General features: G+C 47.6%; 18 protein-coding genes and 4 pseudogenes. 6 read left to right on the top strand and 16 right to left on the bottom strand.

Annotated elements, in window-relative coordinates; translation table 11 throughout:
• Positions 1 to 392: 392 nt before the first annotated feature.
• The 3 genes from NDI34_RS02600 to NDI34_RS02590 all read right to left on the bottom strand — a co-directional run bounded on the left by NDI34_RS02600 (position 393) and on the right by NDI34_RS02590 (position 5,520).
• Positions 393 to 2,048, bottom strand: coding sequence for a penicillin-binding protein 2 (locus NDI34_RS02600; protein ID WP_242028987.1), 1,656 nt, complete (start codon positions 2,046 to 2,048; stop codon positions 393 to 395).
• 321 nt (positions 2,049 to 2,369) lie between these two features.
• Positions 2,370 to 2,894: a hypothetical protein gene (locus NDI34_RS02595; protein WP_199324160.1), complete on the bottom strand. Its 525-nt coding sequence runs from the start codon at positions 2,892 to 2,894 to the stop codon at positions 2,370 to 2,372.
• A 238-nt stretch (positions 2,895 to 3,132) separates the two neighbouring features.
• A complete protein-coding gene (locus NDI34_RS02590) occupies positions 3,133 to 5,520 on the bottom strand; it encodes a GAF domain-containing protein (protein ID WP_348231757.1) in 2,388 nt (795 codons plus the stop codon).
• Between the two features lie 608 nt (positions 5,521 to 6,128).
• Between NDI34_RS02590 and NDI34_RS02585 the strand changes: the two genes are divergently transcribed.
• The 4 genes from NDI34_RS02585 (at position 6,129) to glgB (ending at position 10,514) form a co-directional block, all read left to right on the top strand.
• Positions 6,129 to 6,296, top strand: a complete 168-nt coding sequence (locus NDI34_RS02585) for a hypothetical protein (RefSeq protein WP_348231756.1) — start codon at positions 6,129 to 6,131, stop codon at positions 6,294 to 6,296.
• Positions 6,297 to 6,590: 294 nt separating this feature from the next.
• Complete coding sequence (locus NDI34_RS02580; protein ID WP_348231754.1) at positions 6,591 to 7,307, top strand: glutathione S-transferase family protein; 717 nt, start codon at positions 6,591 to 6,593, stop codon at positions 7,305 to 7,307.
• A gap of 40 nt (positions 7,308 to 7,347) precedes the next feature.
• Positions 7,348 to 7,656 carry a hypothetical protein gene (locus NDI34_RS02575; protein WP_190533457.1) on the top strand — a complete coding sequence of 103 codons (309 nt, stop codon included), beginning with the start codon at positions 7,348 to 7,350 and terminating at the stop codon, positions 7,654 to 7,656.
• Positions 7,657 to 8,207: 551 nt separating this feature from the next.
• Entirely contained in the window at positions 8,208 to 10,514 is a 2,307-nt protein-coding gene (glgB, locus tag NDI34_RS02570; protein ID WP_190533460.1) for a 1,4-alpha-glucan branching enzyme, read from the top strand.
• Between the two features lie 93 nt (positions 10,515 to 10,607).
• Here glgB and NDI34_RS02565 read toward each other — a convergent pair whose 3' ends face one another.
• From NDI34_RS02565 to htpG, 7 genes are all read right to left on the bottom strand, one after another.
• Positions 10,608 to 11,144 carry a type II secretion system protein gene (locus NDI34_RS02565; protein ID WP_348231753.1) on the bottom strand — a complete coding sequence of 179 codons (537 nt, stop codon included), beginning with the start codon at positions 11,142 to 11,144 and terminating at the stop codon, positions 10,608 to 10,610.
• 325 nt (positions 11,145 to 11,469) lie between these two features.
• Positions 11,470 to 12,129, bottom strand: a complete 660-nt coding sequence (locus NDI34_RS02560) for a prepilin-type N-terminal cleavage/methylation domain-containing protein (protein WP_348231752.1) — start codon at positions 12,127 to 12,129, stop codon at positions 11,470 to 11,472.
• A gap of 40 nt (positions 12,130 to 12,169) precedes the next feature.
• Positions 12,170 to 13,162 (bottom strand): hormogonium polysaccharide secretion pseudopilin HpsC, encoded by a 993-nt coding sequence (gene hpsC / locus NDI34_RS02555; protein WP_348231835.1) that lies wholly within the window; start codon positions 13,160 to 13,162, stop codon positions 12,170 to 12,172.
• Between the two features lie 55 nt (positions 13,163 to 13,217).
• A complete protein-coding gene (locus NDI34_RS02550) occupies positions 13,218 to 13,841 on the bottom strand; it encodes a prepilin-type N-terminal cleavage/methylation domain-containing protein (RefSeq protein ID WP_348231751.1) in 624 nt (207 codons plus the stop codon).
• Between the two features lie 71 nt (positions 13,842 to 13,912).
• Positions 13,913 to 18,871 (bottom strand): hormogonium polysaccharide biosynthesis protein HpsA, encoded by a 4,959-nt coding sequence (hpsA, locus tag NDI34_RS02545; RefSeq protein ID WP_348231750.1) that lies wholly within the window; start codon positions 18,869 to 18,871, stop codon positions 13,913 to 13,915.
• 608 nt (positions 18,872 to 19,479) lie between these two features.
• Positions 19,480 to 19,716, bottom strand: a complete 237-nt coding sequence (rpmB, locus tag NDI34_RS02540; protein WP_190410643.1) for a 50S ribosomal protein L28 — start codon at positions 19,714 to 19,716, stop codon at positions 19,480 to 19,482.
• Positions 19,717 to 19,810: 94 nt separating this feature from the next.
• A complete protein-coding gene (gene htpG / locus NDI34_RS02535) occupies positions 19,811 to 21,823 on the bottom strand; it encodes a molecular chaperone HtpG (protein WP_348231749.1) in 2,013 nt (670 codons plus the stop codon).
• A 196-nt stretch (positions 21,824 to 22,019) separates the two neighbouring features.
• Between htpG and NDI34_RS02530 the strand changes: the two are divergent.
• Both NDI34_RS02530 and NDI34_RS02525 read left to right on the top strand, forming a co-directional pair.
• Positions 22,020 to 22,627 (top strand): annotated as a pseudogene (locus tag NDI34_RS02530) (IS1 family transposase); the annotation flags it as partial.
• Positions 22,628 to 22,810: 183 nt separating this feature from the next.
• A pseudogene (locus NDI34_RS02525) lies at positions 22,811 to 22,894 on the top strand (IS1 family transposase); the annotation flags it as partial.
• Positions 22,895 to 22,947: 53 nt separating this feature from the next.
• Here NDI34_RS02525 and NDI34_RS02520 read toward each other — a convergent pair.
• The 6 genes and pseudogenes from NDI34_RS02520 to NDI34_RS02495 form a co-directional block, all read right to left on the bottom strand.
• Positions 22,948 to 23,382, bottom strand: a pseudogene (locus NDI34_RS02520) (transposase); the annotation flags it as partial.
• Positions 23,383 to 23,403: 21 nt separating this feature from the next.
• Entirely contained in the window at positions 23,404 to 23,913 is a 510-nt protein-coding gene (locus tag NDI34_RS02515; RefSeq protein ID WP_348231748.1) for a hypothetical protein, read from the bottom strand.
• Positions 23,914 to 23,923: 10 nt separating this feature from the next.
• Positions 23,924 to 24,547, bottom strand: a complete 624-nt coding sequence (locus tag NDI34_RS02510) for a hypothetical protein (RefSeq protein ID WP_348231747.1) — start codon at positions 24,545 to 24,547, stop codon at positions 23,924 to 23,926.
• A 201-nt stretch (positions 24,548 to 24,748) separates the two neighbouring features.
• Positions 24,749 to 25,291, bottom strand: a complete 543-nt coding sequence (locus NDI34_RS02505) for an ISAs1 family transposase (RefSeq protein ID WP_348231746.1) — start codon at positions 25,289 to 25,291, stop codon at positions 24,749 to 24,751.
• Complete coding sequence (locus NDI34_RS02500) at positions 25,282 to 25,548, bottom strand: hypothetical protein (protein WP_348231745.1); 267 nt, start codon at positions 25,546 to 25,548, stop codon at positions 25,282 to 25,284. Before NDI34_RS02500 ends, NDI34_RS02505 begins: the two co-directional genes overlap by 10 nt.
• 37 nt (positions 25,549 to 25,585) lie before the next feature.
• Positions 25,586 to 25,681 (bottom strand): annotated as a pseudogene (locus NDI34_RS02495) (IS5/IS1182 family transposase); the annotation flags it as partial.

Raw genomic sequence — 25,681 nt, 5'->3', positions numbered from 1 at the left:
TTTTAATTGTGAGATGCTAGATTTCCGAATCCCCGACTTCTCTCAGCCGTCGGGGATCTTGCCTTTACATACAATTATTGAGGGCTACGATATAGACTTTTTATTTTATTTTTGTTAAAATAAAATCGATAAGGAAGAAATAGCTTTTAATATTTAAATCAGACATATTTCTATTATTTAAGGATACCTTGGGCAGCCTAATTAAGAAAGTCATATTAAATAAAAATTTTGCGCGATCGCCTGCAAGCCGTTATCCCCACTCGTAATTAAAAATGTAAGGGTCAGCAGATTTGCACAACTAATCTAACGGTTGGTTGCGATTAGTTATTAGCTCTGAATTATCACCAATAACTAATGACAGCTTCAACATAGGTTTCTTTACGCTCTCCTACTTAATTTTTAATTTCAGAAGGCGGAATTTTCTCAAGGCTAATTAAGGCTTCCATCACTGATTTCACTACAGGTGCGGCTACGGTGGAACCATAGACCTTGCCCTTCGGTTCATCGACAACAGCTAGAACCACATAGCGGGGAGCATCAACCGGAAAAATACCCACAAAGCTAGTGATTCTGGCAGAGCTAGAATATCCCCCAGTAGCGCTGGCTTTCTGGGAAGTGCCCGTTTTCCCTCCTATTCGATAGCCTGGGATTTGCGCCGCTTTCCCGGTTCCCTTGGTGACGACCGCTTCCATCATTTCTAACACCGTCTGAGTCGTCGATGGGGAAAAGACGGGGCGCGGCGTGGGTAGCGTTGGCTGCCAGTACATCTGCCCTTGGGAGTCGATGAGTCCCCGGACGAGATGAGGAGTTACCAGTTTGCCGCCATTGGCGAGAGCAGCGTGCAACTGAGCCAGATGGATGGGGGTGAGAGAAAAGCCCTGACCAAAGGAGGTGGTAGCGGGTTCAATTCGAGATGACGTAAACTGCTCTTGGCTTTTCATTTGTCCGGGTGATTCAAAGGGCAGGTCGATACCAACCGCTTGCCCCAGCCCCAGCCGTTCCAGCCAACCGTAGTAGATACTCGGCTTGAGTTGTTGGATAACTTGCACCATGCCGACGTTGCTTGACTGTTGCAGAATCTGAGAAATCGACAGGGCACCGTGACTGCCCTCTTCAGCATTTTTGATCTGCCAGCCAGCTACCTGAATCTGACCTCGATCGTAGAATACAGTGTCGGGTTTGATGGCTCCCGCTTCTAGCGCGATCGCTATATTGAGCGGCTTAAACGTCGAACCCGGTTCGTAAAGGTCTGCCAGCGCCCAGTTCTTAAACAAACCTACATCCGATGTAGAGTACTCATTCGGGTTGTACGTCGGCTCTGCAACCAGGGACAGCACCGCACCATCCCGCGCATCCATCACGATGATAGTGCCCCGTTTGGCACTAAACAACTCCATTTGTTGCTTGAGGGCAGAACGAGCAGCACGTTGCAGGCGATTATCAATTGTCAGCTGGAGTTGCAGTTCATCAAAATGCAGCAATCCTTCGGGCACGTGATCTGGCATCAACGTTCCGTTACCAGCGCGGCTCAGTCGAACGGTGCGAACAGCCCGGGTGAGTAAATTTTCCTGGCTATACTCCACACCCGCCTGACCTCGATGATCCACATCCACATAGCCCACGACGTCTGCGGCTAGATCCTGCTGGGGATAGAGGCGGGCGTAATGTTGAATCAGCTCTAAGCCATCGGTTCGCAATTGGGAAATACCGTCAGCTTCTTCTTCTGTCAGGGCGTAGGCAACCCGAATTCCACTTTCCTGCTTGTTGAACTGCTTAAGCAAATTGTCAGCAGAAACTCCCAAAATCACCGCCAATTTCGTCGCAATTGCCTGTTTGGATTGTTTAAACAGCTTTGGATGGGCGTACAGCGTATAGGCGGGACGGTCAGTTGCCAAAACGTTACCACTGCGATCCACAATCGAGCGTCGGGGAACAAAGGGGCGCAGATAGACCATCTGCTGCTGTCGCGCTTTTTGCAGCAGGCTCGGTGCCTGCACCACTTGTAGGCGATACAAATTGATCGCAAGCCCTAGCCCGCTCAGAGACATGATTAGCCAAACAAGCAGCAACCGTAAGGATGAAGTACCCAGCAACAAGGACGGAGAACGCAATAGGCTCCAATCAAAAGACTTCTGAGGTAAAGACTGCTGTGGTGATATCTTCTCCTGTTGCCGATTTTCGCCGCCTTGCTTCGGTTCTGATGACTGACGACTTTTTCCGTTTCGAGTGGGTTTTCGAGGCAGTTTTTTCACTAACTCTGGCATTCCACTTCCATTCTGGTTCAACTCGCCCGTCTCTTTAGCAGTTGCAGAAACCTTTTGCGTAGGCAGCGACCTACGATTGCTGACTCCTGACTTTTCCATACCTCGTTAATAGCCTAGTGGCGTAGTTGGGGATGTTTCTGAGTTAGGAGCTGCCACTGGCTTGGGCCGTGACTGGCGCTGGGGCGCTGGCGGCAGAAAGATGGTGTTAGCTGGATTGGGAGCAACCAAACCCGTACCCGGACGCTCAGCTTCTTGAGCCAGCTGGTTTTTTAGGGCTTCATTTGCCGCTGTCATTTGCCGCTCGTTGCGTTGCAGATTTTCTAACTTGCGGTACTCCTGGCTCCACATCTGCTGAGTATAGACCGTCCAGGCATAAACTCCCAGGGTGCTAGCAATCAGGAAGAAGCATACCAGGTTGGAGGTGCGCTGCAATCTCACCAGCGATCGCAGCCATGCGGGTGTCTGTGCCTGAAAGTCCCGCTGTTGGGAGCTTCTGCTACGGGTTCTAGACGATGAACCGCTTTCGGAACGCGGGGGTATTGTCTTTCCTTTAGGTTGCCGCGAGGAAACAGTGCTTCTTCTATCCGGACGGTGACGATCTGGAGTCAGGGAGTGAGGGGCAGCAGCCATAAGTAGTTCTTTTTATTAGTATCAGTTGTCAGAAATGAGTTTTTTCTCTTCTCAAGGTCAGTTTGCTTTGCCACTGACTGTTGACCACTGACAAAGGACAATAAACCAATCAATTTAAACTCTAGACACAAGAGCTGTCTATAGTCCATATTTTCTCGCATCGAATCCAACATTCTTGTCGAGATGGCTAATCGATAGCGAACGTGTACCTAGTCGCTACCTTCGACGCAACCACAGCTTAACACTCTCTAATTGCTTCTTTTGGCAAGGTCGTCGCGATTGCTTTGAGATGAACAGGAGAAGGTTCGGTAGGATGAAGGATGTAAGATGTTGGGATGCTGAGGGAAGCTGCTGGAGAGCTGCTCGCGTTACCCACCGGATAGGATGAGGGATAAATTTCTGCTTCTGAGTTTCTGACTGCTGACTCCTGAATGCTAGCGTCCTTCTCCTCACCCCGCGCTAACAACGGTTGGGGGGGCATTAAGGGAATTTCAACAATAAACTCTGCACCTTGACCGACTTGGGAGTGGCATTGTAGCTTGCCTTTGTGTTGGGTAACGATGATTTGGTAACTTACTGCTAAGCCCAATCCGCTGCCCTGACCAACGTCTTTCGTAGTAAAGAAGGGGTCAAAGATTTTCGACTGAATTTCTGGGGGAATTCCTGGCCCATTGTCAGCGATCGCAATCCGCACACTAGCGACCCCTGGAGAGTAGTCCGGCACCAATTCGGTACGCAAGGCGATTTTTTTGTCCTCGGAAAACCCCCGATTGAGCGCTTCTATCGCATTCATCAGAATACTCAAGAAAACTTGATTGAGTTGCTTCGGGTAACACTCCACTAAAGGCAAGTCGCTATAGTTTCTCTCTATTTGGATCTCATTGCCCAGCTGACTGTGCAGCAAGAACAGCGTATTTTCCAGCCCGATGTGAATATCTACTGGTTTCAGGGACGCTTGATTATGGCGCGAGAAGTTCTGCAATGATTTAACAATTTCGTGAATTCGCTGGGCACCTGCCTGCATCGAATTCAAAATGCGCGGTAAATCTCTCAGGAGGAAATCTAGCTCTAGTTCCTCAGTGAGCTTTTGTAATTCAGCATCTGGATTGACATAGAAAGTTTGATAGCTCCGCACTAATCGAATCAGGTCATCTACATACTTTTCCACATAAGGAATATTGCCGTAGATAAAGTTCACTGGATTATTAATTTCGTGGGCAACGCCAGCTACCATCCGACCCAGACTTGACATTTTTTCACTTTGAATCAACTGGGATTGCGTTAGTCGCAGTTCAATCAGCGTTTGGGCCAGTTGCTTAGCTTGAGCGGCGCTTTCTACTGCCTGCTGCTGAGTTTGGGCGTATAAGTTGGCTTGTCGAATGGAAATCGCCAGCTGATCGGCAACCGCTTGGGCAAGTGTCCGGTCATTTTTCGACCAATACCGGATATGCGAACACTGATTGAGATAAAGAATTGCGTTGAGTGTTCCGTTTGCCTGTACTGGCACGACCAGGGAAGATTTTATCTGGGCTTTTTGATACTCTTCGTTTGCTTCCCCAATTCGGGGGTCTTGCTTGATGTCAGGAATACTCACTTGTTGACGATGCTGGATCGCCCATTGGGTCAGTGGTCCGTGGGTATCAAAGTCATCAATGGTAGAAGGAAAAGGCTCCCGACACACCTCAAAAAGGTATTTCCGCCGAAAAGCGGCACCGTCAGCGGGCAAGGGTTGCAATAAGCAAGTTTTATCTGTTTGCTCCTTTGCTTCTTGCTCCTCGGCTTCAGACGCGATCGGCTTTGTCTCTACAAGCTGCTTCCCGACTCCCCGGTTTCGCTCCTCTTCCAAAGTGTCGCTATGTTCCACCAGATGAACTAGACACCGATCTGCTGACAGCGCCTGCATCAGATGAGCGATCGCTTCAGTCAGAATCGTCTCCAAGTTAAAACTCTGCCGGGTTTGACTGGTAATTTGATTCACCAATTGCTCTCTTTGAGCTTGTTTCTGGGTTTGCTCGTAAAGCTGAGCTTGACAAATCGCAATTTCTAGCTGCTGGGCGATCGCTTGCAGAAATTCAATTTCGGAGTTTGACCAGGTGCGGGGTTGCTCTGAAATACAGACAATAAAGCCAACCCATCCTTCTTTTCGCTTAACCGGAACGAACAAGTTAGCCCTGTCCCAGGGAGAAGACCCTTGGGAGCGTCCACTGGTGTCGATTTGCTGGTTATCTCGCTTTAGCCAGGAAAGCCATCGATTCATCATCCCCCCTGTCGTCGGGTGAGAACCTGCTGTTTGGCTGTTGATAATTAATTTCCCAGAAGCGATCGCACTCTCCACTGCGCCAAAAGTTTCTAAGGGATGGTACCCCAGTTGAGAATTCTTTTGCTCTCCATTGATCCGCTCGCAGACAACTTGTACCCGCTTGGTATCCTCGAAATACCACAAAAAACAACACCTATCTAGGTGTAGCAACGTGGCAATTTCGTCCACTGCCGTTTGCAGCACCACTTGCAACTCCAACGAGTTGCGGATGCGATCCACAATTTTCTGTAGCAGTGCCCAATGCTTTCGCGGGTACTGAATCCAGGCTGGAAATAATTTGCTGGTATAAGCCACAAGCGGAAACACGCCGCCTCCCTTGAACTCTTCTTGCGCGTCTAGTTTGGTAAAAATTTTAGGCAGCGGTCAATCGTCCTGTTGTCAAATCACTAGCAATTGGTAAGCCAAGTTAGTTTATCAGTCACTTTGGTCGTAAATTGTATTCAGAATAACTGATACTGAGTCTCCACATCTCCATAAAGGTTGATTTCTTAGCTTCATTCCTTTGCTTTGCTGAGAAAACTAAATTCGCTCCCGATGTGGAAATCCTCGAAAATTCGCGGATAGACAAAATTACCACTTGCTGGTAGAGCTTGCTCTGTTTTTCCGAGGCTTCTGCTAAAAAAGAAATTGAAAAAACTCAAAGCAATATCACTCTCAAGAGTGAGTGTGAATCCAGTAGAGCGAGAGTATTCTTTCCTAAGTACGAAAGAAATCCAAAGAATACGGTGGGGCGCACCGGAATTCAAGCTTGGGAGCTAAGGAACCTCAGTCTTTTGGAATACCCAAAACTGGCTAAGAGGACTGGTGAAACCAAGAATTCCGATTTCACCTGCGGGAGCGTCTAAGCAAAAACCGCAATATTGTGATTAAATAGCAAACGATTCCTTTGGTTGCAATCTCTTAAAGAGGAGTGTATGAACAAAAAAATAGTGAGTCTGCTTTTAGTTCTCGGCTTGGCTACCACCTTGGGAGCTTGTCAGGAAGGCTCGGGTGATGGTGGAACGACTACTAGCCCTTCTCCTACCACATCTCCGACGACTGGTGGAACGACTACTAGCCCAGCGCCCACAAAGTCTCCTTAGTGATCTGGTTTTCGCTCCTTACTTCTCCTGGAAGGGATTCGTACCGAATCGACGGGTATGAAAGTTAGTAGTGAGTTCTGAAACATCTGAACCCCGATCTGGTAATTGCTCCTCACACATTCACTCGGTATCTACTACTATCTGAGTCAATATTGACGCCCAAGACAACTGTTATGTTGGCAACAACTGACTGGAGAAAACAACTGGGGTCACAAGCATTAGTTGGCTCACCTAGAGTCGGAGTAAGGTCTGACTATGTTTATCTGTTGTTGCGGTAGGCGGCTTTGGCATTAAATGCGACTACTGCAATTTAGTACTTCTCACTATTGTCGGAAAGCAAGACTGGGGCTAGGTTATAAGCAAATTGCTTATCAGGTTGAAAATTTAACCCCAGGGCTACATATCCTCAAACTCAAGCCAATCACCGGACTCACGACAGTGCCGGTGCTTTTGTTAGAGGCAGAAGATATGCAGGGAGTCAGCGAAGCTACGCCCTCAGGGACGCGGCAGGAAGTGCAAGCGATCGCTGACTCGACGCAGATTTTACAATTTCTAGATCGCTATCGCCCAGAACCAGCGCTATCGTTACCGGATCGCCAACTACAGACAGAAGCCTTGATGCTGGAAGATTGGCTGGATGAAAGTATCGGCACGGCGACTCGCTTTGTTTACTATGATTTTCGTGCCGGTGCTGGTAAGCAAATCGACCCTTCGCCGTCTAGTCAGCTGGTGATTCAGGTGGTGCGGCGGCAATATGGAATTAATCAGGCGGCGGTGGAACTGGCAGCAAATCGGCTGAAGGTAGCAATGGAAGTCTTGTCCAGTCGCGGGCAGAATAGCCTCTACCTGGTGGGCGATCGCTTAAGTGTTGCAGACATCGCCGCAGCCGCTTTACTGAGTCCTCTGGCGCTGATTCCTCAATACCGAGAAGATTATCCTTGGTTGTTTGAGCGCATTGAGCGGATTCACCTTCTTTGTCGGGAACCACTACCCCCCGGATTGGGAAATTAAAAATTAAAAATTAAAAATACACTGAATATTAAAAATAGAAATGAAAAAGCCCATTTTTTCACTATGGATTTTGCAATTTTCATTTCAACTGCTGGGGGTGATGCCTGCTAGGGGACTGCCACCACCGGAGGATACTCCTGAGGAAGTATTGCGGACGGAGATTATTACGGAAGCGCGATCGCCTATCGACGGCAAGCAACTCACGGCTGCTGAGTATGCCCAATTGCAGAACGCTCTGCAAACCCGTCCTGCTGCAACATCCCAGGTAAATCCCAAACTCCGAGAATTAGTTTTTCTGCTCCGCGTGCGGCGGCTTCTGCGTACCTTCGGTATCCCTACTCCCAAATAAATCCTGCATTTTAGCAATTAATTTATCTGCTTTGTGTGGGGTCAGTGTTATAAAGGTTCGCGTTCCTTGGAAAGTGATGGCAACGAGAAAAGCGTTTGCCTAAGTAAGTCGCTATCATAAACTGCGTACACCCCACTTGAAAATCTGCCTTTGTTTGCTATACCTACTTGCTTGCTCCGGCTCTTAACTCAATACTCAGATGAAGACGTAAATTTCAATAACTCTAAAAACAGCCAGTTTCACGCTAGATGACGATGCACTTTTATTGACATTGTCCTACGTAGAAGAAACAACTGTGTCCTGCTACCGATGACAAAATATACAAAAAACAAAAAATGTATATAAATATTAAAGTGCTGTTAACCAGAGGGAGATGCTCGTTCTTCAACCGCTAGCTGCTATAGCCCTACCTGACGGGAAGACTTTCAGGCTTAGGGCAGACGCTACGCGATCGCCTTAAGCCAACGATACGGGCGATCGCAACACACGTGCGCGTCCAAAAAGCCTTATCGAGAAACCATTCATTCAAGACCTTTAGGATAAGTAGGTTTATGTCCATGACCATCGCCCCCGAACAGATTGAGCGGATTGTTTGGAATCAACATCAAGACCCATTTGAAATCCTGGGTGCCCATCCCATTGAGCAAAATGGCAAAACCGTCTGGGCAGTGCGAGCCTACCTACCCAATGCCAACGCCGCGTGGGTAGTTTGCCCCCAAGACCGGACAGAATACGCCATGCAAACAGTGCATCACCCTCATTTTTTTGAATGCACCATTGAAACGCCAGAACTAGCAAACTATCAGCTGCGGATTCAAGAAGGGGAACACGAGCGTGTTATCTACGACCCCTACGCCTTCCGTTCTGTCCACCTGACAGACTTTGACTTGCACCTGTTTGCCGAAGGGAATCATCATCGCATCTATGAGAAACTAGGTGCCCATACGACGGAAATTGATGGGGTGACAGGAGTTTATTTTGCCGTTTGGGCACCCAATGCCCGCAACGCCTCTGTCTTGGGGGATTTTAACAAGTGGGATGGTCGCGAACATCAAATGCGTAAAGGTTCCACCGGCATCTGGGAACTGTTCATCCCCGGTTTGGGCTTTGGGGAACACTATAAATATGAAATCAAAAACGCCGACGGTCACATCTACGAAAAATCCGATCCCTACGGCTTTCAACATGAAGTGCGTCCTAAAACAGCATCGATTGTCACTGACTTAGATTCCTACCAATGGAATGACCAAGATTGGATGGAAAAGCGCCGCCACACCGACCCGCTTACCCATCCTATCTCTGTCTATGAAGTACATCTAGGGTCTTGGCTGCACGCTTCCTCCGCTGAACCGCCACGGTTGGCAAATGGAGAGACAGAGCCAGTGGTAGTCGTCTCTGACTATAAACCAGGAGCGCGTTTTCTTACCTACCGGGAACTGGCAGAACGGCTAATTCCTTACGTTAAAGAGCTGGGATTTACTCATATTGAATTATTGCCAGTCGCTGAGCATCCTTATGATGGCTCTTGGGGGTATCAGGTAACAGGGTACTATGCCTGCACTTCCCGTTTTGGGACACCTGAGGACTTCATGTATTTTATTGACCAGTGCCACCAGAACGAGATTGGGGTGCTAGTGGACTGGGTTCCGGGTCACTTCCCCAAAGATGGTCACGGTCTCGCCTTCTTCGATGGCACCCACCTTTACGAACACGCCGACCCCCGCAAAGGCGAACACAAAGAGTGGGGCACTCTAGTATTTAACTACAACCGCAATGAAGTGCGGAACTTCCTGGTTGCCAACGCCCTGTTCTGGTTTGACAAATACCACATTGATGGAATTCGTGTGGATGCTGTGGCGTCGATGCTTTACTTAGATTATTGCCGCGAGCCTGGGGAATGGTTGCCTAACCAGTACGGCGGCAGAGAAAACATTGAGGCGGCTGATTTTCTGCGTCAGGCGAACCATACGATTTTCAGCTATTACCCTGGCACTCTGTCGATTGCAGAAGAGTCAACTTCTTGGCCTATGGTGTCTTGGCCTACCTACGTAGGGGGACTGGGCTTTAATTTGAAGTGGAACATGGGCTGGATGCACGACATGCTGGACTATTTCCACATGGACCCTTGGTTCCGCCAGTTCCACCAGAACAATATTACTTTCAGTATGTGGTACAACCACAGCGAGAACTTCATGCTGGCGCTATCTCACGATGAGATAGTCCACGGCAAGAGTAATATCATTGGCAAGATGCCGGGGGATGAGTGGCAGAAGTTCGCGAATGCTCGCTGCTTATTCGCCTTTATGTTCACTCACCCAGGCAAGAAAACTCTGTTTATGAGCATGGAATTTGGGCAGTGGAGTGAGTGGAATGTCTGGGGTGACTTGGAGTGGCATTTGTTGCAGCATGAGTCGCATCAAAAACTGAAGCGGTTTATGAGTGAGCTCAACCATGTCTACCGCAGCGAATCGGCTCTTTTTACTCAGGATTTTGCTCAAGAAGGCTTTGAGTGGATTGATTGCAGCGACAACCGTCATAGCGTGGTCGCGTTTATCCGCAGGGCGAAAGATTCGGAGGAGTTTATTATCACAGTGTGCAATTTTACTCCTCAGCCGCATAGTCACTACCGTGTAGGTGTCCCCGAACCCGGATTCTATACCGAACTGTTTAACAGCGATGCCCGTGAGTACGGGGGAAGTAACATGGGCAATTTAGGCGGTAAGTGGACAGATGAGTGGTCGTTCCACACCCGTCCTTATTCGCTAGACTTGTGTTTGCCGCCACTAGGAGTGCTGGTTTTGAAGCTTGACCGGCAGAAGACAGCAGCCGCGATGCAGTCTTGGTTGTCTCAGGGATAGTCGGGTTTCTTGTTCCCAGACAACCGTTCTGGGAACAAGAATCTCGATGCGATCGCATTCCCTATTACCAAGCGATAATAGCGATCGCATAGATTACACTTTGCAACTTTTATCTTGCGCTGTTCGCATCGCTCCCAGAAGGGTGGAAACAAATACACACCGTTTGACTTCCCCACCATTCTTAATGTTCAGCGTTACCCTTGCCAAATATAAGTTCTCTTGCGGATTCATGATTACGCAACCTCTATAGTCAAACCGGACTCGGCGCGGACTACCTAATGACTGTGAAGCTAAGGTGGTATTAGGAGCGTCTATTTGAATATTTTGCTCAAAATTCTGCCATTGTCCGGGGCTGGGGTTAATACCGGCACGATTAACTGCCCACTGAACGACCCCATTTTGTTCTTGAAAGCTGGCTTCCCAAGCAACTTTGTCACGCTTAGCATTGTTTTGAGCTTCTCTCATCGCGCGGTAAACTTGGTCTTGTGCTGTTCTGAGATGTTGGGCATTGAGAAATCCTAACCAACTAGGGGCAGCGATCGCGCTCAAAATCCCTATGATTAAAATTACGACTAAACTTTCTATCAGTGTGAACCCACCGCTGGAGCAATTAGATAACTTTTTACGCATTAGCTAGATACTAAAAAGACACACCCAATTTCTCAAGTTTCCTTGTTTGATGTGTCTTTTGAGTTCCGTATCTTCGCTGATTTTTGCAATTGACTATTGGTTTTAGCCAGTATTTTTTCCAATAGCGATCGCGCTCAAGATCCCGATTATTAAAATTACGACTAAACTCTCTATTGAGGGTGAACCACCGCCGGAGCGATTTAACAGCTTCTTAGGCATTAGCTATATACACAAAAGCACACCTAGCTTTTCAACTTCCTCTCTAGGTACGTCTTCTGAGTTTGATATTTTCACTGTTTTTTGTAACAGCCTAATCTTTTAATGTTTAGGGACTGCATTTATCATCTTGCCCTGTTTGAATAGAACCTAAGAGGGTTTTAACAATCACACAACGCTTCGTGCCGTTAGCAGTGTTAAGTGCTGCTTGGTTTTGTGCCACAGCCACAATTAAACCGCTATTTCCCAAGCTGGGTTGAGGCGATAAATTCCCCTGATAATCAAAGATAATTGCTTTTGTTGGCTGATTAGCAGTTAGCTGGGAGAGGGAAGAACCAGCTTTGTTTACATCAGTGAGGGTTGTACCAAGCAAAACCGTCCCTTTTGGTATTTCCTGGTTCTCACCTAGTTTCCTCCAAGCCTGGGCAGGAGGAGGAAGAAAGTTTCCGCTATTGTCTTTATCAGCAAAGTAAACAGCATACTGGTGAATACCATCAGCGTTGGTTCTAAAGCTGACGCTGTAACTCAGTTTTGTTCTTTTAGCCTCTCTCTGAGCTTCTCTAAGAGCGTTCAAAGCCCCATCGTTAACTGCATTCATCCGTTGCCGATTTACAAAGGCAAGCCAACCAGGAGCGGCGATCGCGCTTAATACTCCGATGATTATAATTACTACCAGCAACTCGATCATGGTGAATCCAGCAGCAGATTGATAGCGCGATCGTTTGGGCTGGATATGCTGTATTTTTTGTAAAAAAGCTAGGCTTCCCATCTTTTCTTTTCTCACTGATTTGCCTTGCTGGTGAAGTTTATTACTTTGTATAGAGAAAACCACGTCCTTGTACTTGGATGCTGGCACTGGGGAAATAAACTGAACCTGCACTCCAAGTTGGAAGAGGAGTGTTTTGAATTCTAGCTAAGGCATTTCCTCTAATATTTACTTGTGCAAAACCTTTAGATGCATCTACACAGGCATAAAATCCTGGTGTTGTCGGTAATGTCGGTGCCAAACCAGCAGGACAAGTAGCTCCATTAGGAATAGCCGTTTGATCTACATAATCGATTAATACAGAACTTATTGGATGATTAGTAATTTTAGCTACATCATAGCCCTCCGGGTGTTGTTTCCACTGATTCATCTTAGTAGACAAGTCGCCTGGTATGGATAAATCAAATAACTGGAATCCTTTGTCAGGCACTTGTTTATAGTAAACTGTACTTGTCCCTTCTACTCTGGCAGTGCCAGCCGTGTTAGGACTGCGGATGCCATCTTTAATTTCAAATCTGCCAATTCTGGATGTTTTTGACCAAGTACCATTAACACCAGCATCATTGATCAAGTAATACCCTACAAGTGAATATACAAAGGCATCATTTCCACCTGTATGAGTTCCAACCTCAGCGCTAGTAAGTAACTTTCGCTTCCAGAAGACAAGCACAGGTTTGCAAGTTGTAATAGAGTTACAATTACCAACTGCTTTAGTAGGTGGTATTTGGTCTCTAATTCCTGGAGTGGCTGCTGTTGAGAGGTTATTCAATCCTGCTGCGTCGTAAACATAGACTGCTTGTGATAAATCCTGGGAAATGTAATCAAGAGCCGCCTTAATTTCTTGCTCTGAAGCTGCTTTAGCTTGCTCTCTGCGATCGCTTTCCAGAATGTTAACCATGAACCCTAGCAAAGGGCCGATGACCAGAGCAGCTAGGATCATAGCTACTAGAACTTCTATGAGGGTAAAACCGCCATTCTTCTGAGCCAACTGAGAGCATTTTAGCTGACTGGTTAACAGGAATTTAAGTGAATTCATCATGCTACGATTTTTCCTATTATTCGCAAATATTTAGCAACCAGAATGAAAATTACTAAGAGCAACTGTCAGGATTGGTTTTTGGAATGCGATCGCACAAAGTTTTCAGCGAAGTTCCACTGCCAGCAATCTCTGTAGTCGTTTCAAATTGGGGAGCTTTTCGATCGCCTAGCCCCCCACTAAAAGTTTGAGCTTTAGCTTTATCAGTTCCCATTGTTTTTAGGGCACCTGAATCTGCAAAGGCATCTGCTCTATAAACTCGAATACCTAACTTGTAGCCATTCTCCGGCTTGGCTGCATCCCCATTTCGGAAAGCCTGAATATATAAGTCTGTGTTGCTGGTGCTACTACAACCACCACCATCGAGATCGGCGCAATACAAACCTGTCGCACTTGTAGGACTAGGAACCGACTTAAAAGACTGAGTCGTATGAACGGGAAACCCTGTAGTGGTACTTATGATAGCCCCCGATCGAACACCATCAATGTATGCTCTGGCAGCTTCGGTTCCTCGTTCCACCCGCTTCGCCTGAACCCGCGTTGCGACCGAAAGCACGATAACGGGTGATAGCCCCACCATCAAAATTGTCACTACGATAATCGCCAGCAAGGACTCAATAATAGTGAAACCAGCTTGATTGGACTGGGAGGTAGGTTGCGGCTGTTTGCGTTTGCTCATGGCTGGGTCTTGACCTTAACTACAGTTTTGCTCTTCTTAACTGGAATCTTTTTGCCTGCTGCTTTGGGAAATTAACCGCCTGTCTTAGCCGTGCAGAAAGCCTCCGGACGCTGGTTTGCATCTATGGCTGGAGTAGTAGGATTGGCAGTCGGTGTAGTAGGCGGCAACTTAGCACACAGTAAGGTTTTTACCCACTCATCATCTCGAGCGACTTCCCTGTAGAACTCGTTTGGAGCGCCCGCATCTGGCGTAGTGAACCGTTGCGAGAACAAGTCAGGTTGCTGAGACAGTAGCCCTACATCAAAGCCCCAGTAACGCAAAGGTTCCACGTAGAAGGCTGTGCTACCCCCTACAGCATCGCTAACCTTGCTGATTTCGCTGGCGTATAACTTGTTATAGCCAAAAGGACTAACAGGCGGAGTTGCGCTTTTAGCAGTAGTTAATGGAGCTGTAGCTGTGGCACTGCGATTGAATTGGATGAACGATCCGTTGATTCGGGCGGGAATGGCCTTCCAGTTTTCTATAAAGCGCACAAAGTTTTGCAATCCTCCATTGCTTTCTCCGGGTCTGCTAGGACTATCACCTCCTGCAATCAAAAGATTGAAAGTCGTGCCCGTGTTAGGGCTAGGTCTGTGCAGCCAGAGCGTATTATTGGCAATAGCTTTCCCCGCAGTACCAATATTTTCAGAATTGGGGTTTGTAATCGTAGATTGGTTTGTCAGGTGAATTTGCAATATTGGTGCTAAGAGCGGCTGACCCTGTGCGGTTGATGGTATCTCCTGAATAAATAGTCGATTGCTAGTGCTGTAGCTAGCACCGTTATTTGGAGTTGCTGGAGTCGAAGTTGTTTTAAACCACAAAGCATTATTTGCAGGTGCTGGCACAGTTGTACCACTGTATGGATACCGCCTAATATTGCCTGAGTTATCAATTCCCAGAGGAACCAAGTTGGCGGCGATAGCAGCGACGGCAGCCGGGGTAGGAGGTGGGCTGAGAGGTGGTGGAAATGTAATCGCACTACCAGTGTCATTCACCAGGTTGTCGCTATCATCTCTTAGGAAAGCCACCCGCCGAGCGTAACGTTGATACTGCGGAGCAGGTTTAGCTGTTGTGCCTGCTTTATGTGTATTGGAGATGTCCAAGGCTTGATCGATGAATTTATAAGTACCACCAACAGTCTTATCTGATGCTTTTTTTAGTGAACCAGGCGTTGGATCGATATACCAGTCAGCAGGAGTACATTCAGTAACGGGTAGTTTTGTACAGACTTCCATCAAATACTCTGGGAAACTGCCGCGTCGTTGAATTGGCGTGACGAAGTTGTTGAAGTAAGAACTGGGGACGTAATTAGGAGGGATAGGACTGGTGGTGTTGTTTTGGGCGTAGGTAAAGTCTGTAGGTATTTTGTCTACTGGGGTAGGATTAATTCCATTACCAGCGGGCGCAATGATTGTTGCACCGCTACTGAGACCATTAGTTACAAAGTTGTTGTCTAAGAAGCCTTGTTCCTTGCGCTGGTTGATCGAGGTGAGATATCCTTGGTTGTTTCTCAGGTCATAGTCTCCCTCATTGCGGAAACCGAACCGGAAACTATCAGAGAGTAGGCTAACCGAGTCGGCAAGTACTGTTGCTTGTCGCCACAAGTCACCATTAGGACAGGGAATCCCAGGCTGTCCTTTGCGACAGCCGAAGTCGTCCTCTGGATCTTGACGGCTATAAAATGTCGTATTGTTATAGGTCGGAACGTTTGACAACAATACATCATCAAACTCTTCCAAAGCTTGTCCCGTTGCTGAGGATGAGTGCAGATTAAAGCCTCGGCTATCAGCTTTCACATAAGCTGGCAAGTTAGTCGCTAAGATCAGACCTTTCTCCGCCCCTGGGGGATCTACCAAATTGTAAGTATTGGTATTCCCTGCCCCACGGGCTAGGATGCTACCGTTCACTAACATGATCCCGTTGGGTCGTCGGGTAGGATCTAGCTTAAAATCAACTGGACTTTTGGCTTTGCGCGTTGCATTTCTTTGTGCTGTGCTACCCGTTGTAGGCCAAGGTTCACTCAGATCGGGCAGCGCGTCGTCACGAGTAGCATAGATAATGCCGCTGTTTGGTAGCAGGTATTCGGGATCGGGTTTAGCGACAGTGGTTCCCGTAACTGTTGTGGTTCGCAGTTTGCTTAAATCCAAAACGGTAGCGCGAATTTCTAGCGGCTGACGCTCTTCGACGGGAAGGTTATATTTTCCTGTGAGTGTAGTTCCATTACCGGGGCCTAAGGCTCTAAAGGTTGCTAAACCACCCACCGCATCGTTACCAGGAGCCTCGTCTTTATCAATTGCTTTAACCTGGCGCGCATCTAGAAAACTCGTTTCGTAGATTGTTCCATGCGGGATGACAGCATTACTAGGAGTTATACCCCCCCCTAAAATTTGCAAAGAGCACATGGTGGCATCAATCGCAGATTGCTGTGAAATTGTGAGAGCCGCATTCGGTTTGGATAGGGCTGTTAGTGCATCCCGGAGTGGCTCATTCACAAAACGCCCGTTGGGGAAGATCAGGTTGGCTTGATAGTAGAGTCGCTCGATTATTGGGCCAAACACATTGGGGTTCAAGCCTACGGGAAATAGACCAGTAGTACTGTCTGGTGCTGCTGAAGTAGTAGGTCTTGGGGCGGTGGGCGGTGGGTAGCTGATGCCGTTATTGGATCTGCCCGTAGTTCCGGTAACGCCTGGTGGACCCGCAAAACTTGGGGCTAGTAAAGGCCGGTTCTTAGCTGTGAGGCTGGTGCTGGGGTCGTAGTAGTTACTGACACAAGCAATGGGGGTTTGATTGTCTGTGATTTTGGCAGCAGCACTCTTTTTATAGTGATAAACTGCCGTGGCTCGCATCACTAGATCCCCTCTTCTGTCAACCGGCTCTAGGTCAGGAAGACCATTCTTATTTGTGTCGTCCCACATTGGCATGGTGTCAGGCCAGACCACTGTAAACTTTGATTCGTTTATATTTGTGGTTGACGTATCGTCGGGAACCTGCAATTCCTGCAATGACCCAGCTACACCTGGTTTTGGTGGTGGCAGAAAAGACGCAGAAGGAAGTTCCGCTGCTGTCGGAGGGGGAGTTGAGCCAACGCGCACACCTGTGTAAACCCCAGCACCTGTAACCACTCGCAGCCCTCCCCATCCGTCAAGCGGTTGACTGGGTGGTTTGGCGGCGTGTTCTTCCCAGAAGCCGTCCCGATCTGTGTTACCTAAATCGGAGAGAGGTACGATTTGCGTGGTGCGGTAGCGCAACTCGCTGGAACCATCCCACTTTGTGGAAGTATCAACTTGCTGCTTTTCTTGCGAACCCACGAATGAGGTGCCATTCCACCATGTAGCGGGTAAACCGTTACCAACAAGGATGCGATCGCCAAGTCTTGATTCTGTGCCTGTCTGTTTCTGTTGTGTCGGTTCTGTTGCAGGCGGCTTACTCGGTTGAAGCGTCAGATTTTTAGTTCCAGCAAATGGATTTATCCATATTGCGGGTGGTCGCAGCGGGTTTCCCGGCGTATCTCCATTTCCTTCAGGTGCTGTTGTCGGAGAATCGGCAGTAGCATTTTCTGCAAACGGGACGCGAGGCATCCGATCTTTGAAGTAATTCTTTAGCGCATCTAAGCGAATCTCTTCTTTTGTTTCTGGAGAAGCAGTCGCAGGAATTTTCTCTAAAACTTCTTTTGGCTCTTTTCCAGGAGCCGTATTCTTAGCTAAGATGTCAATCCTATTAGCAAACGCTTGGCTATTATAGCCCGCTTGGTCGGGCGTGTTTGATACTGATTGATTGCCCGTTGCTAAGCTTTGACGGTTAACAGTTTTGTCATTTTTAAACAAATCAACAAAAACTGACCCGGTACTAGTGCTACCTATGCCGCCAACCAGCACGTTACCGCCAACAGTAATTTTGCCGTTTTCTTCTTGAAAGAAGCAAGATTTATAGCTGCTGACTTGGTAATATTCAACATCCCCACTCCCCGCTTTGTTAGTTATTAAGTTACTGTTGGTCTGGATGCGTCCATTTAGCTTTAGACCAGAACCTGGAGTAATCTCTAAGTCATCTTCGTATACAACAGCATTGTTACTCAGGGGAATCTGCGCCCGGTCTTGCTGGTACTCTATAGCAGTAAAGCCTCTGTTGCCTGTGTAGCGTTCCATCCCTGGATTGGGAGGAGTACCTTCAGGTGGAGTGTGTGGAACAGTGGCTGCAAAAACATAGAAGCTTTTCTTCAGAACCGCCCCTGATTTATTCCAACCGGAACTGCCGACTAATCCAGCGAAGTTACCTTGTGCTGCTGCACATTGCTGGTTAGTTGCGCTGTCATCCATCGGTGGAGTTCTAGAATCTACAGCGGCTCTTTTAGTTCTGGTTAAAGGAGTGCGGAAGTAGATGCCGTACAGGGTATAGCTATCGGGTGTGCCGTTGTTATCTGTATCAACGGGAAATCTCCAAGCAGTAGTGCTTCTTTCGTCGTTTTCTAACGAATTTGCTTTATTGCTTGCAGAACTCAAAGATTGAATACTGCCATCTGAAGTAAGACCCCCTGTGCCGTTTCCAAAGTCATATTGAACAACTAACGGTGTTTCGTCGCCCAAAGTATACTTTTTGATATTGCCTGCGATCGCGTTTGTTAAGGCAATATCTGTTGGAGTGGCTCGTGGCAGTGTTGGGTCTGTCAGTAAAGCAGATATCTTTGCTTTGGCACGGTCAAGTGCTGGTGTAGCCGCCGCCAGAGTTGCCTGACTCACTCTAATATTGCTGGCATTTTTGGAACGATCAAACGACCGGAACACCATCGCTGTCGTCAACAAAATGACGACCAGGATCACCATCGTCACCGTTGGCAAGATAAATCCCGACTTGGCAAGCTTGGAGCTTCGACCGATAACCATTAAGCTCCGCAAGAGCCAGTTCATGAGCGTTTTGGTAATTACTCTTGCTAGCTGCATCATTTGTCGGACAAGATTCTGGATAGCTTTAACTAGCTTGTTGCGGGATGACATGGCTGCTTTCCTGTCAAAGGTGAGAGATTAGTGGAATGAAGAGTTTAAAACTTAAAAAATTAAGGGCTGGCGCTAAACAGTTTGAGAAAAGGCTGAATGCCTGAAATTTCGCCTTTTATGAGGTGAAGGGAAGCTTCATCAAAAATTTATAGTTCGACATTTCTCCTCTGTCTTAACAACCCAATTTCTGGTGGGCAACCGGGAAACTACGCACTCAGACGTTTAACTGCTGTTTAACGGCTTGTTAAATTTTTCAGTACCTTTCCGGAGTAGAAATGTCCGTTCCGTATTCTGAAATAAAGGCTAGATGTGCGCTTCCCTCAAGGGATAGATTTAAGAGTCTCTATAAACCATCTTTGCAAAGATACCGTTTAGCTTCAACACAACTTAACAAAAAATCGAGGTAGATTCACTGTAGTTAAGATACCCAGATGTTGTGCAAAACCTATCATCTCTAGTAAAAAAATAAAGAAACTGCCCAACACGCACCATGTAGTGGGGTATCAGGCAGCACATAAATAACAAAGCGTAGAGACATCGCAGGCAGCGTCTCTACTAGAAGCCATAAGCACTCAGGGATTCTCTAGAGGCTGTACTAATAGTGTGTACTAATAGTGATTCAGGTTAATTCCCGCTTCTTTAGCCATCGTTTGCAGACCCTTTAGCTCTAGAGTCTTGATTGCTTTCGTAGAAAGCCTTAGCTTCACCCAGCGATTCCCTTGAGGCCACCAAACCCGCTTCCATTGAAGATTTGCTTCCTGTAGCTTTTTGGTACGCCGGTGAGAGTGAGAAACTGCATAGGCATTATTCGCCTTTTTGCCGGTCAGCTGACATTTGCGCGACATAGTCTAATCTCCAGATTTTCGGTCGTTATTTAGATATAGCTTTTAGATTGTACCCAAGCTATTGCTTAGGTGGGCACTGCCCACCCATACTCGCCTAGCGTGCTGTCAGACGAGTTAGCACTTGATTCGACCGTTCCACAAAGGATTTCATCCCTTCAGCGTCAAATCCTTTCTGAGCCATTAATGCCAAATCATAGATATGCTGGCACATCAGATTAGCTAAATCGCCGGTGGGCGATTGACCCTCACCTTGGATAATACTCCCTTGGCTTAACTGAACTAGATTTTGGATCAGCGGATGCGCGGTATTGACCACTAAAATGTGTTCTTCAGGAAATTCAACGTTTTGCTGCTGCATCAATGCGTTCATCTCCCGCAGACGCCGCAGAACTTCTGGCAAGAGTACCATTGCTGGTGGGGTTCCCTGAGGATCATCTGACTTGAGCGCCTCGGTGCGGATATTTAGTTTGGGCTTGTTGAGGGCTTTCTGGAATAACTCTTTAATCTGTTCTGAGCGAGTTTTGTTAGTTTTGGGGTCAACAATTTCTCCTGCTTTATCCTGGTCAAGCAGGGTTTGGTCGAGGTCAGAGTCTACGCGGGAGAACTTAACATTCGGATGTTCATGCTCTAGGAAGCTGATGAAGTGGGAGTCTATGAAGGAGTCCATAAACAGGACTTCTAGAGCTTGATTTTTGTGTAGTCCTACGTAGGTCGCCTGGGAGACTTCATCGGTGCAGTAAAAAACTCGATTTTCGTGGCGGTCTTTATTCCGTTCCAGGTACTCTTTGAGGGTGGTGTAGTTAGTGGCGAGAGCTTCGGACTGAGGGCTGAGAGGTGAAGAAGCCGAGGTTTGACTTGGGGTCACTTCTTGCCAGACATCGCCCTCTTGAGATTGCACTTCAACGGCTGGGATATCGGATTGAGCAGTTTCTGGAGCCGCAGGTGTAAGGTTCGCAGTGGTGCGATAAATCAGGATGTCTTCGACTTGCTTTTTGAATTTGTCGTCGTTGAGGGAGCCGAATTTGACGAAAGTGCCTACGTCTTGCCAGCAGCGGATGTACTCGTCGCGATTTTCGCGGTAAAGTTCTTTCAAGCGATCGCCTACTTTCTTAGCAATGTAATCGGCAATTCTCCGCACTGTCCGGTCGTTGGTCAAGGAACTGCGCGAGACATTCAGGGGGATGTCAGTGCTATCAATGACGCCTCGCAGCGGCAGCAGGAACTTGGGGATGACTTCTTCGCAGTGGTCGCTGACAAATACTTGATTACAGAACAGCTTAATTTGCCCTTTGGTGGTGTCCACATCCGGCTTGAGCTTCGGGAAGTAAAGAATCCCATTCAGGATGAAGGGATAGTCAGTGTTAAGATGCACCCACAGCAGCGGCTCTTCTTGGAAAGGGTAGAGGTAGCGGTAGAATTCTAGATAATCTTCTTTGGTCAGGTTTTGGGGCGATTCCTTCCAAGGTGCCTTTTGCCGGTTAATTGTCTCCCCGTCCAGTTGGATAGCTACTGGCATGAAGTCGCAGTAAGTTTTTACCAACTGCCGAATCCGCATTGCTTCCAGGTATTCCACTTCCTCATCCTGAAGCGTGAGGGTGATGGTGGTGCCGCGTTCAGTTTTTGGTGAGTCTTCTAACTGAAAGACGGGTGAACCATCGCAAGACCAATGAACTGCTTGCGCTCCTTGCTGGTAAGAGAGGGTATCAATCTCGACTTTTTGGGCCACCATGAAGGAGGAGTAGAAGCCAAGACCGAAGTGACCAATAATCTGTTGATCTGCGTTGGCTTTGTACTTTTGGATAAATTCTTCGGCGCTAGAGAAGGCAACTTGGTTGATGTATTTCTTGACCTCCTCTGCCGTCATGCCGATACCGTTATCCGAGATGGAGAGGGTTTTTTTGTCTTTGTCAATTGCGATTTTGATTTCTGGTGCGCCCAGTTCGCCGGTGAATTCGCCTGCGAAGGAAACCATCTTGAGTTTCTGGATGGCATCCACAGCGTTTGAAACTAGTTCCCGCAAGAATATCTCGTGGTCTGTGTAGAGAGATTTCTTGATAATCGGGAAAATATTCTCGGTATGAATCGTGATTGTGCCTTGTTCCAGCATAGTTAGGGATCTCTAATTCGCTTGCTTCGAGTATCTTAAGTATTGATTGTGAGCGATCGCTGTTCGTTCTGAGTAGAGGGCAGACTACTTAAACCTATGGAATTCCCACCCATCGAGATGCGGATTTCCCTACTTTCCAGTTTATTAAGGGAAATTGGGCGTTGCATAATGGAGGGATGAATTAGGGTGGGTTTTGATGCAATGCCCAGACTGTCAATCTACTCACATCCGTAAGAACGGCAAGAGAAGGGGTAAGCTTTCATTACATCTGTGCCAGTTGTCGCCGTCAGTTCGTTGATAGCTACACCGTGGCTCAAGGATACAGTGACGACATCAAGCAGCAATGCTTACGGATGTATGTCAATGGTATGGGCTTTCGAGCTATTGAACGAGTGACAGGCGTTCACCATACAACTGTAATTCACTGGGTCAAACAGGTTGGAGAACACCTGCCTGATGCCTATGAGCCAGAAGTGGTTCCACAAGTCGGTGAACTCGATGAACTCGAAACATTTGTTGGGGCAAAAAAAACAAAATTTGGCTGTGGACAGCAGTAGACCACTTTAGAGCAGGCATTTTAGGTTGGGTATTAGGCGATGTAGTGCAAAGACGTTTGAACCTTTGTGGGCAATCGTTGGAGCATGGCAATGTTATTTCTATGTCACTGATGGTTGGAGTGTTTATCCGGGATTTATTCCATCGGGAGATCAGATTGTGAGCAAAACCTACATGACACGAGTCGAAGGTGAGAATACACGTTTGAGGCACTATCTAGCACGATTACATCGCAAAACATTGTGCTATTGGGGCTTAGACATTTTCTGGCTCCTGAAGGGGCTGAAAAGCTTTCAGGACAAGGGAAAGAGGTCAACAACATAAAAACGCCTGAAACCCTAGTGAATACTAGATTTATGCCCATTTGAGCTGAAAGCATTTCTCTATCTCGATTTGAAGCCATTTTTGCCTCAGTTTTTGTCTAAGTCCCGTTCCAAATCCGAAGCAATGCTGAGACATTCAATCCGCTTGTTACTTCACTACTTGAGATTTTGGGATGTCCCAATTCCTGCTTGATTCCTCCCATTATTCAGCAACGCCGGAAATTGTAACGCGATGTGCGACTAAAACTAGCTAGCCAGAAGTTGCTCAAACTGCAAGGGGTCAAGGCTATGACGGTTGAGCCAACGACAAACAGTGTGAGCTAAGAGTTGGCGATTGAGCCGACTGGTTAAGTGCCACAAGTCGCGTGCCCAGACTTTTTCAATCGAGAAGCGCTCAACCAGTTGCCCAATCACGGTTTCAACCAGTCGTCGGGTACGCATGAGTAATTTGACGAACGCTGGGCTTCGAGGGTCGTGCATGTTGGATCGCAACGCCGTTTCCAGGCGAATGCCATTGGCTTGAAGCTCCTGCTCAAGGGCAGCCCAGAGATACCCTTTGTCGCCAATGAGTAAGCCACCAATGGCAGGCACCAAACCAGCGAGTGTTTCTCGTTCGCTGCCATTGGCTGGGGTCAGGCTAAATCCAGTAATTACTCCGGTTGCACTGATGAGTAAATGACCACTCAGGGGGTAACAAGAAGGCTAGAACAAAGACTGGAGGAGAGAAGCAGCATGCAAGCCTTGCTGAAGATAGAGTTGCTTATTGCCACTAAGCTGCATCCAAGACTCTACCCAATCAGTGGCTAAATCCATCCCTTCTAACCAGGTTTGGGCATACAAACCTATCCAAAAATCGCTATGTCTGCGTCGCATTCTTCGTCCTTCTTTGGCTCGAAAAATATAGCTCGATAAGCCTTGAGAACGAACTTCATAGCCTTGAATGACCGCACTGGTATAGGCAAGAGCTAAAAGGACAAATAAGCCCGATAAGCGTTCAGGATTGAGACGAGTGGATTCGACTTGATAGCCCCCACTTTTGTAATCGCGAAAAAAAGCTTCGATGCCCATGCGATGCTGGTAAGCCTGAACAGCAGCACTCAAAGAGGGGAGATTTGTCAGGAGAAACCAAGCACTTTTCTGGCAATGGCCTCGATAAACTCGTTTCCAATAACTCGCTACGTTAAACAGTCCAACTCCCGCTTGTTTGGTCACCCTCACCTGCTCAAAGAATTGTGAGCAGGCCCGGTTTTAATCCTAGGTGTTGGAGTTGCTCAACAGAGCCATTGCCATCCTGAACATACTCGTTACAGCGTAGGCGTAAACAGAAGCTGAGCTGCTCTCGGCCCAACCATTGCGCTAGATGCACCGAGCAAAATTCACGGTCTCCTAAGACCACGACTTGATAAGGCTTGAGTAGCGCTAAAAGTGGGCGTAAAACCGCTTGTTGTTGCGCTAAACCCGAACTCCCAGAATGGGACAAGAACTGCCAGTACAAAGGCAGCGCTCGTCCTCGATAAATCACACTGACCATCAGCACATTCACCCCTTGCCACTGCGTGCGGTCGAGGACCAAGTAGAGAGTTTGTCCCACTCGGAATTGGCAAGACAGCAAGTAGCCAACTAAGGGCAACCAGAGGGTATCAATGTGCAACTGAGGACTCGAAAACAAGCGTTGCAAACAGCGGCGACGACCCTCAAATTGAATCGGTAGTGGCAAGCTGGCCGCAAGTCTTTCGAGACGCACTTGTTTGTGCCATTGCAATAGCAACACCAGCAGATTCACGAGCAAGTAATGGCGAGGACTGAGGCACTGTTGGAGATGAGCTTGGTAGAATGGAGGCAGCATTTTTTGGGATAGGCTTGTGGTCAAGTATCAAGCCTATCTTTTTTTGTGCTTAGCGACTCTATCCCTTGCTACACATCTGCTTCAAGCTTCCTGTTACCCCCTGAGTAAATGACCATGAAAGCCATAGTAAGTCTGCTGTTTTGCCGCACAGTAGCCGTAAGCCGCTTCTCCCTTAAAGCTTCGACACCGGGCAGGGTGGTTTCATACAAAAAAAGAAAAAACTTTCTGGAGTTGGTTAGCTAAAGCCCGTTGTGCCTGTGGGATAGTGCGGAAACCAAGATATCTGGCAATAGTGATAAAAAAGTTGTGTAATATTGCCCAATTGACCGGAGCAATACCGCCCCGTCGTAATGGAAAGTCCTCAGCGAAGGTAACATCCTTGACCCAATGCAGCCGGTTTTCAATCCCCCAGTGTCCCTGAGTGGCGCGGAGAAACTCACTCGCACTTTGAGACTGACTGCTGATGTAATACTGAGTCTCGATAAACGGCTGACCATCCCGTTGACCGGAACGTTCGACGCTCACGAAGCTAGTGAGTCCAGCCCATTGCCGTTGCAGCTTTGGTGGAGCTGGGAACACCTGAACATGGCGCTTGACATAGCGAGCGTGAGTATGATCTACAACTGTGGCCTGACTCAGGGGCGGTGAGGTGTGTTGTTGTATCTCGGCTGTTTTGCAGAGTGTGGGCTGATTTTCCTTCAAACCAATCAAGTAGTCATTGCCACTTTCCCGAATCAGTGCCACTGTTTTTTTTGGCAGTGCAAAGCATCTAGGGTAAACATCACCGCATCACCAGTAAAGGCGGACACCAACTGCTGCACCACCGTTAGCTCGCTATTTTCTTTGTTGTGCAGCGGTTGCATCCGCAGCACAACACCCCGTTGATGGCTGAACACCGACACGATGCTGACAAAGTTTTGATATGACTGACTATAGTCGGTTAATGTACAACGAATACTTTTGCCATCGATGGCTAGTCGCTCTGCCGGAGCGCAGGGCACAAATTCTGCTGCCCAGACATTAGACCTCCTGCATGAATCAGGAGGCATGTGCCAGTTCGTAGTTCAGCAAGCCAGCAATTAGGTTTAAGCGCAAACCAAATCTCTGCCTGCGATTGCGATAACGTCCTGAAAA

This window comes from Trichocoleus sp. DQ-U1, from assembly GCF_039961925.1.
Taxonomy (GTDB): domain Bacteria; phylum Cyanobacteriota; class Cyanobacteriia; order Cyanobacteriales; family FACHB-T130; genus FACHB-T130.
The sequence above is the reverse complement of the archived record's forward strand: the minus strand, read 5'-3'. Positions and strand labels throughout refer to the sequence as shown.

Bases quoted from the DNA above. Each gene is read 5' to 3' on its own strand.
- NDI34_RS02565 (WP_348231753.1), bottom strand. From the start codon at position 11,144: ATGCGTAAAAAGTTATCTAATTGCTCCAGCGGTGGGTTCACACTGATA.
- NDI34_RS02575 (WP_190533457.1), top strand. From the start codon at position 7,348: ATGAAAAAGCCCATTTTTTCACTATGGATTTTGCAATTTTCATTTCAA.
- NDI34_RS02600 (WP_242028987.1), bottom strand. From the start codon at position 2,048: ATGTCTCTGAGCGGGCTAGGGCTTGCGATCAATTTGTATCGCCTACAA.
- hpsC (WP_348231835.1), bottom strand. From the start codon at position 13,162: ATGAATTCACTTAAATTCCTGTTAACCAGTCAGCTAAAATGCTCTCAG.
- NDI34_RS02595 (WP_199324160.1), bottom strand. From the start codon at position 2,894: ATGGCTGCTGCCCCTCACTCCCTGACTCCAGATCGTCACCGTCCGGAT.
- NDI34_RS02550 (WP_348231751.1), bottom strand. From the start codon at position 13,841: ATGAGCAAACGCAAACAGCCGCAACCTACCTCCCAGTCCAATCAAGCT.
- htpG (WP_348231749.1), bottom strand. From the start codon at position 21,823: ATGCTGGAACAAGGCACAATCACGATTCATACCGAGAATATTTTCCCG.
- glgB (WP_190533460.1), top strand. From the start codon at position 8,208: ATGTCCATGACCATCGCCCCCGAACAGATTGAGCGGATTGTTTGGAAT.
- NDI34_RS02560 (WP_348231752.1), bottom strand. From the start codon at position 12,129: ATGGGAAGCCTAGCTTTTTTACAAAAAATACAGCATATCCAGCCCAAA.
- hpsA (WP_348231750.1), bottom strand. From the start codon at position 18,871: ATGTCATCCCGCAACAAGCTAGTTAAAGCTATCCAGAATCTTGTCCGA.
- NDI34_RS02580 (WP_348231754.1), top strand. From the start codon at position 6,591: ATGCGACTACTGCAATTTAGTACTTCTCACTATTGTCGGAAAGCAAGA.
- NDI34_RS02510 (WP_348231747.1), bottom strand. From the start codon at position 24,547: ATGCTGCCTCCATTCTACCAAGCTCATCTCCAACAGTGCCTCAGTCCT.
- NDI34_RS02585 (WP_348231756.1), top strand. From the start codon at position 6,129: ATGAACAAAAAAATAGTGAGTCTGCTTTTAGTTCTCGGCTTGGCTACC.
- rpmB (WP_190410643.1), bottom strand. From the start codon at position 19,716: ATGTCGCGCAAATGTCAGCTGACCGGCAAAAAGGCGAATAATGCCTAT.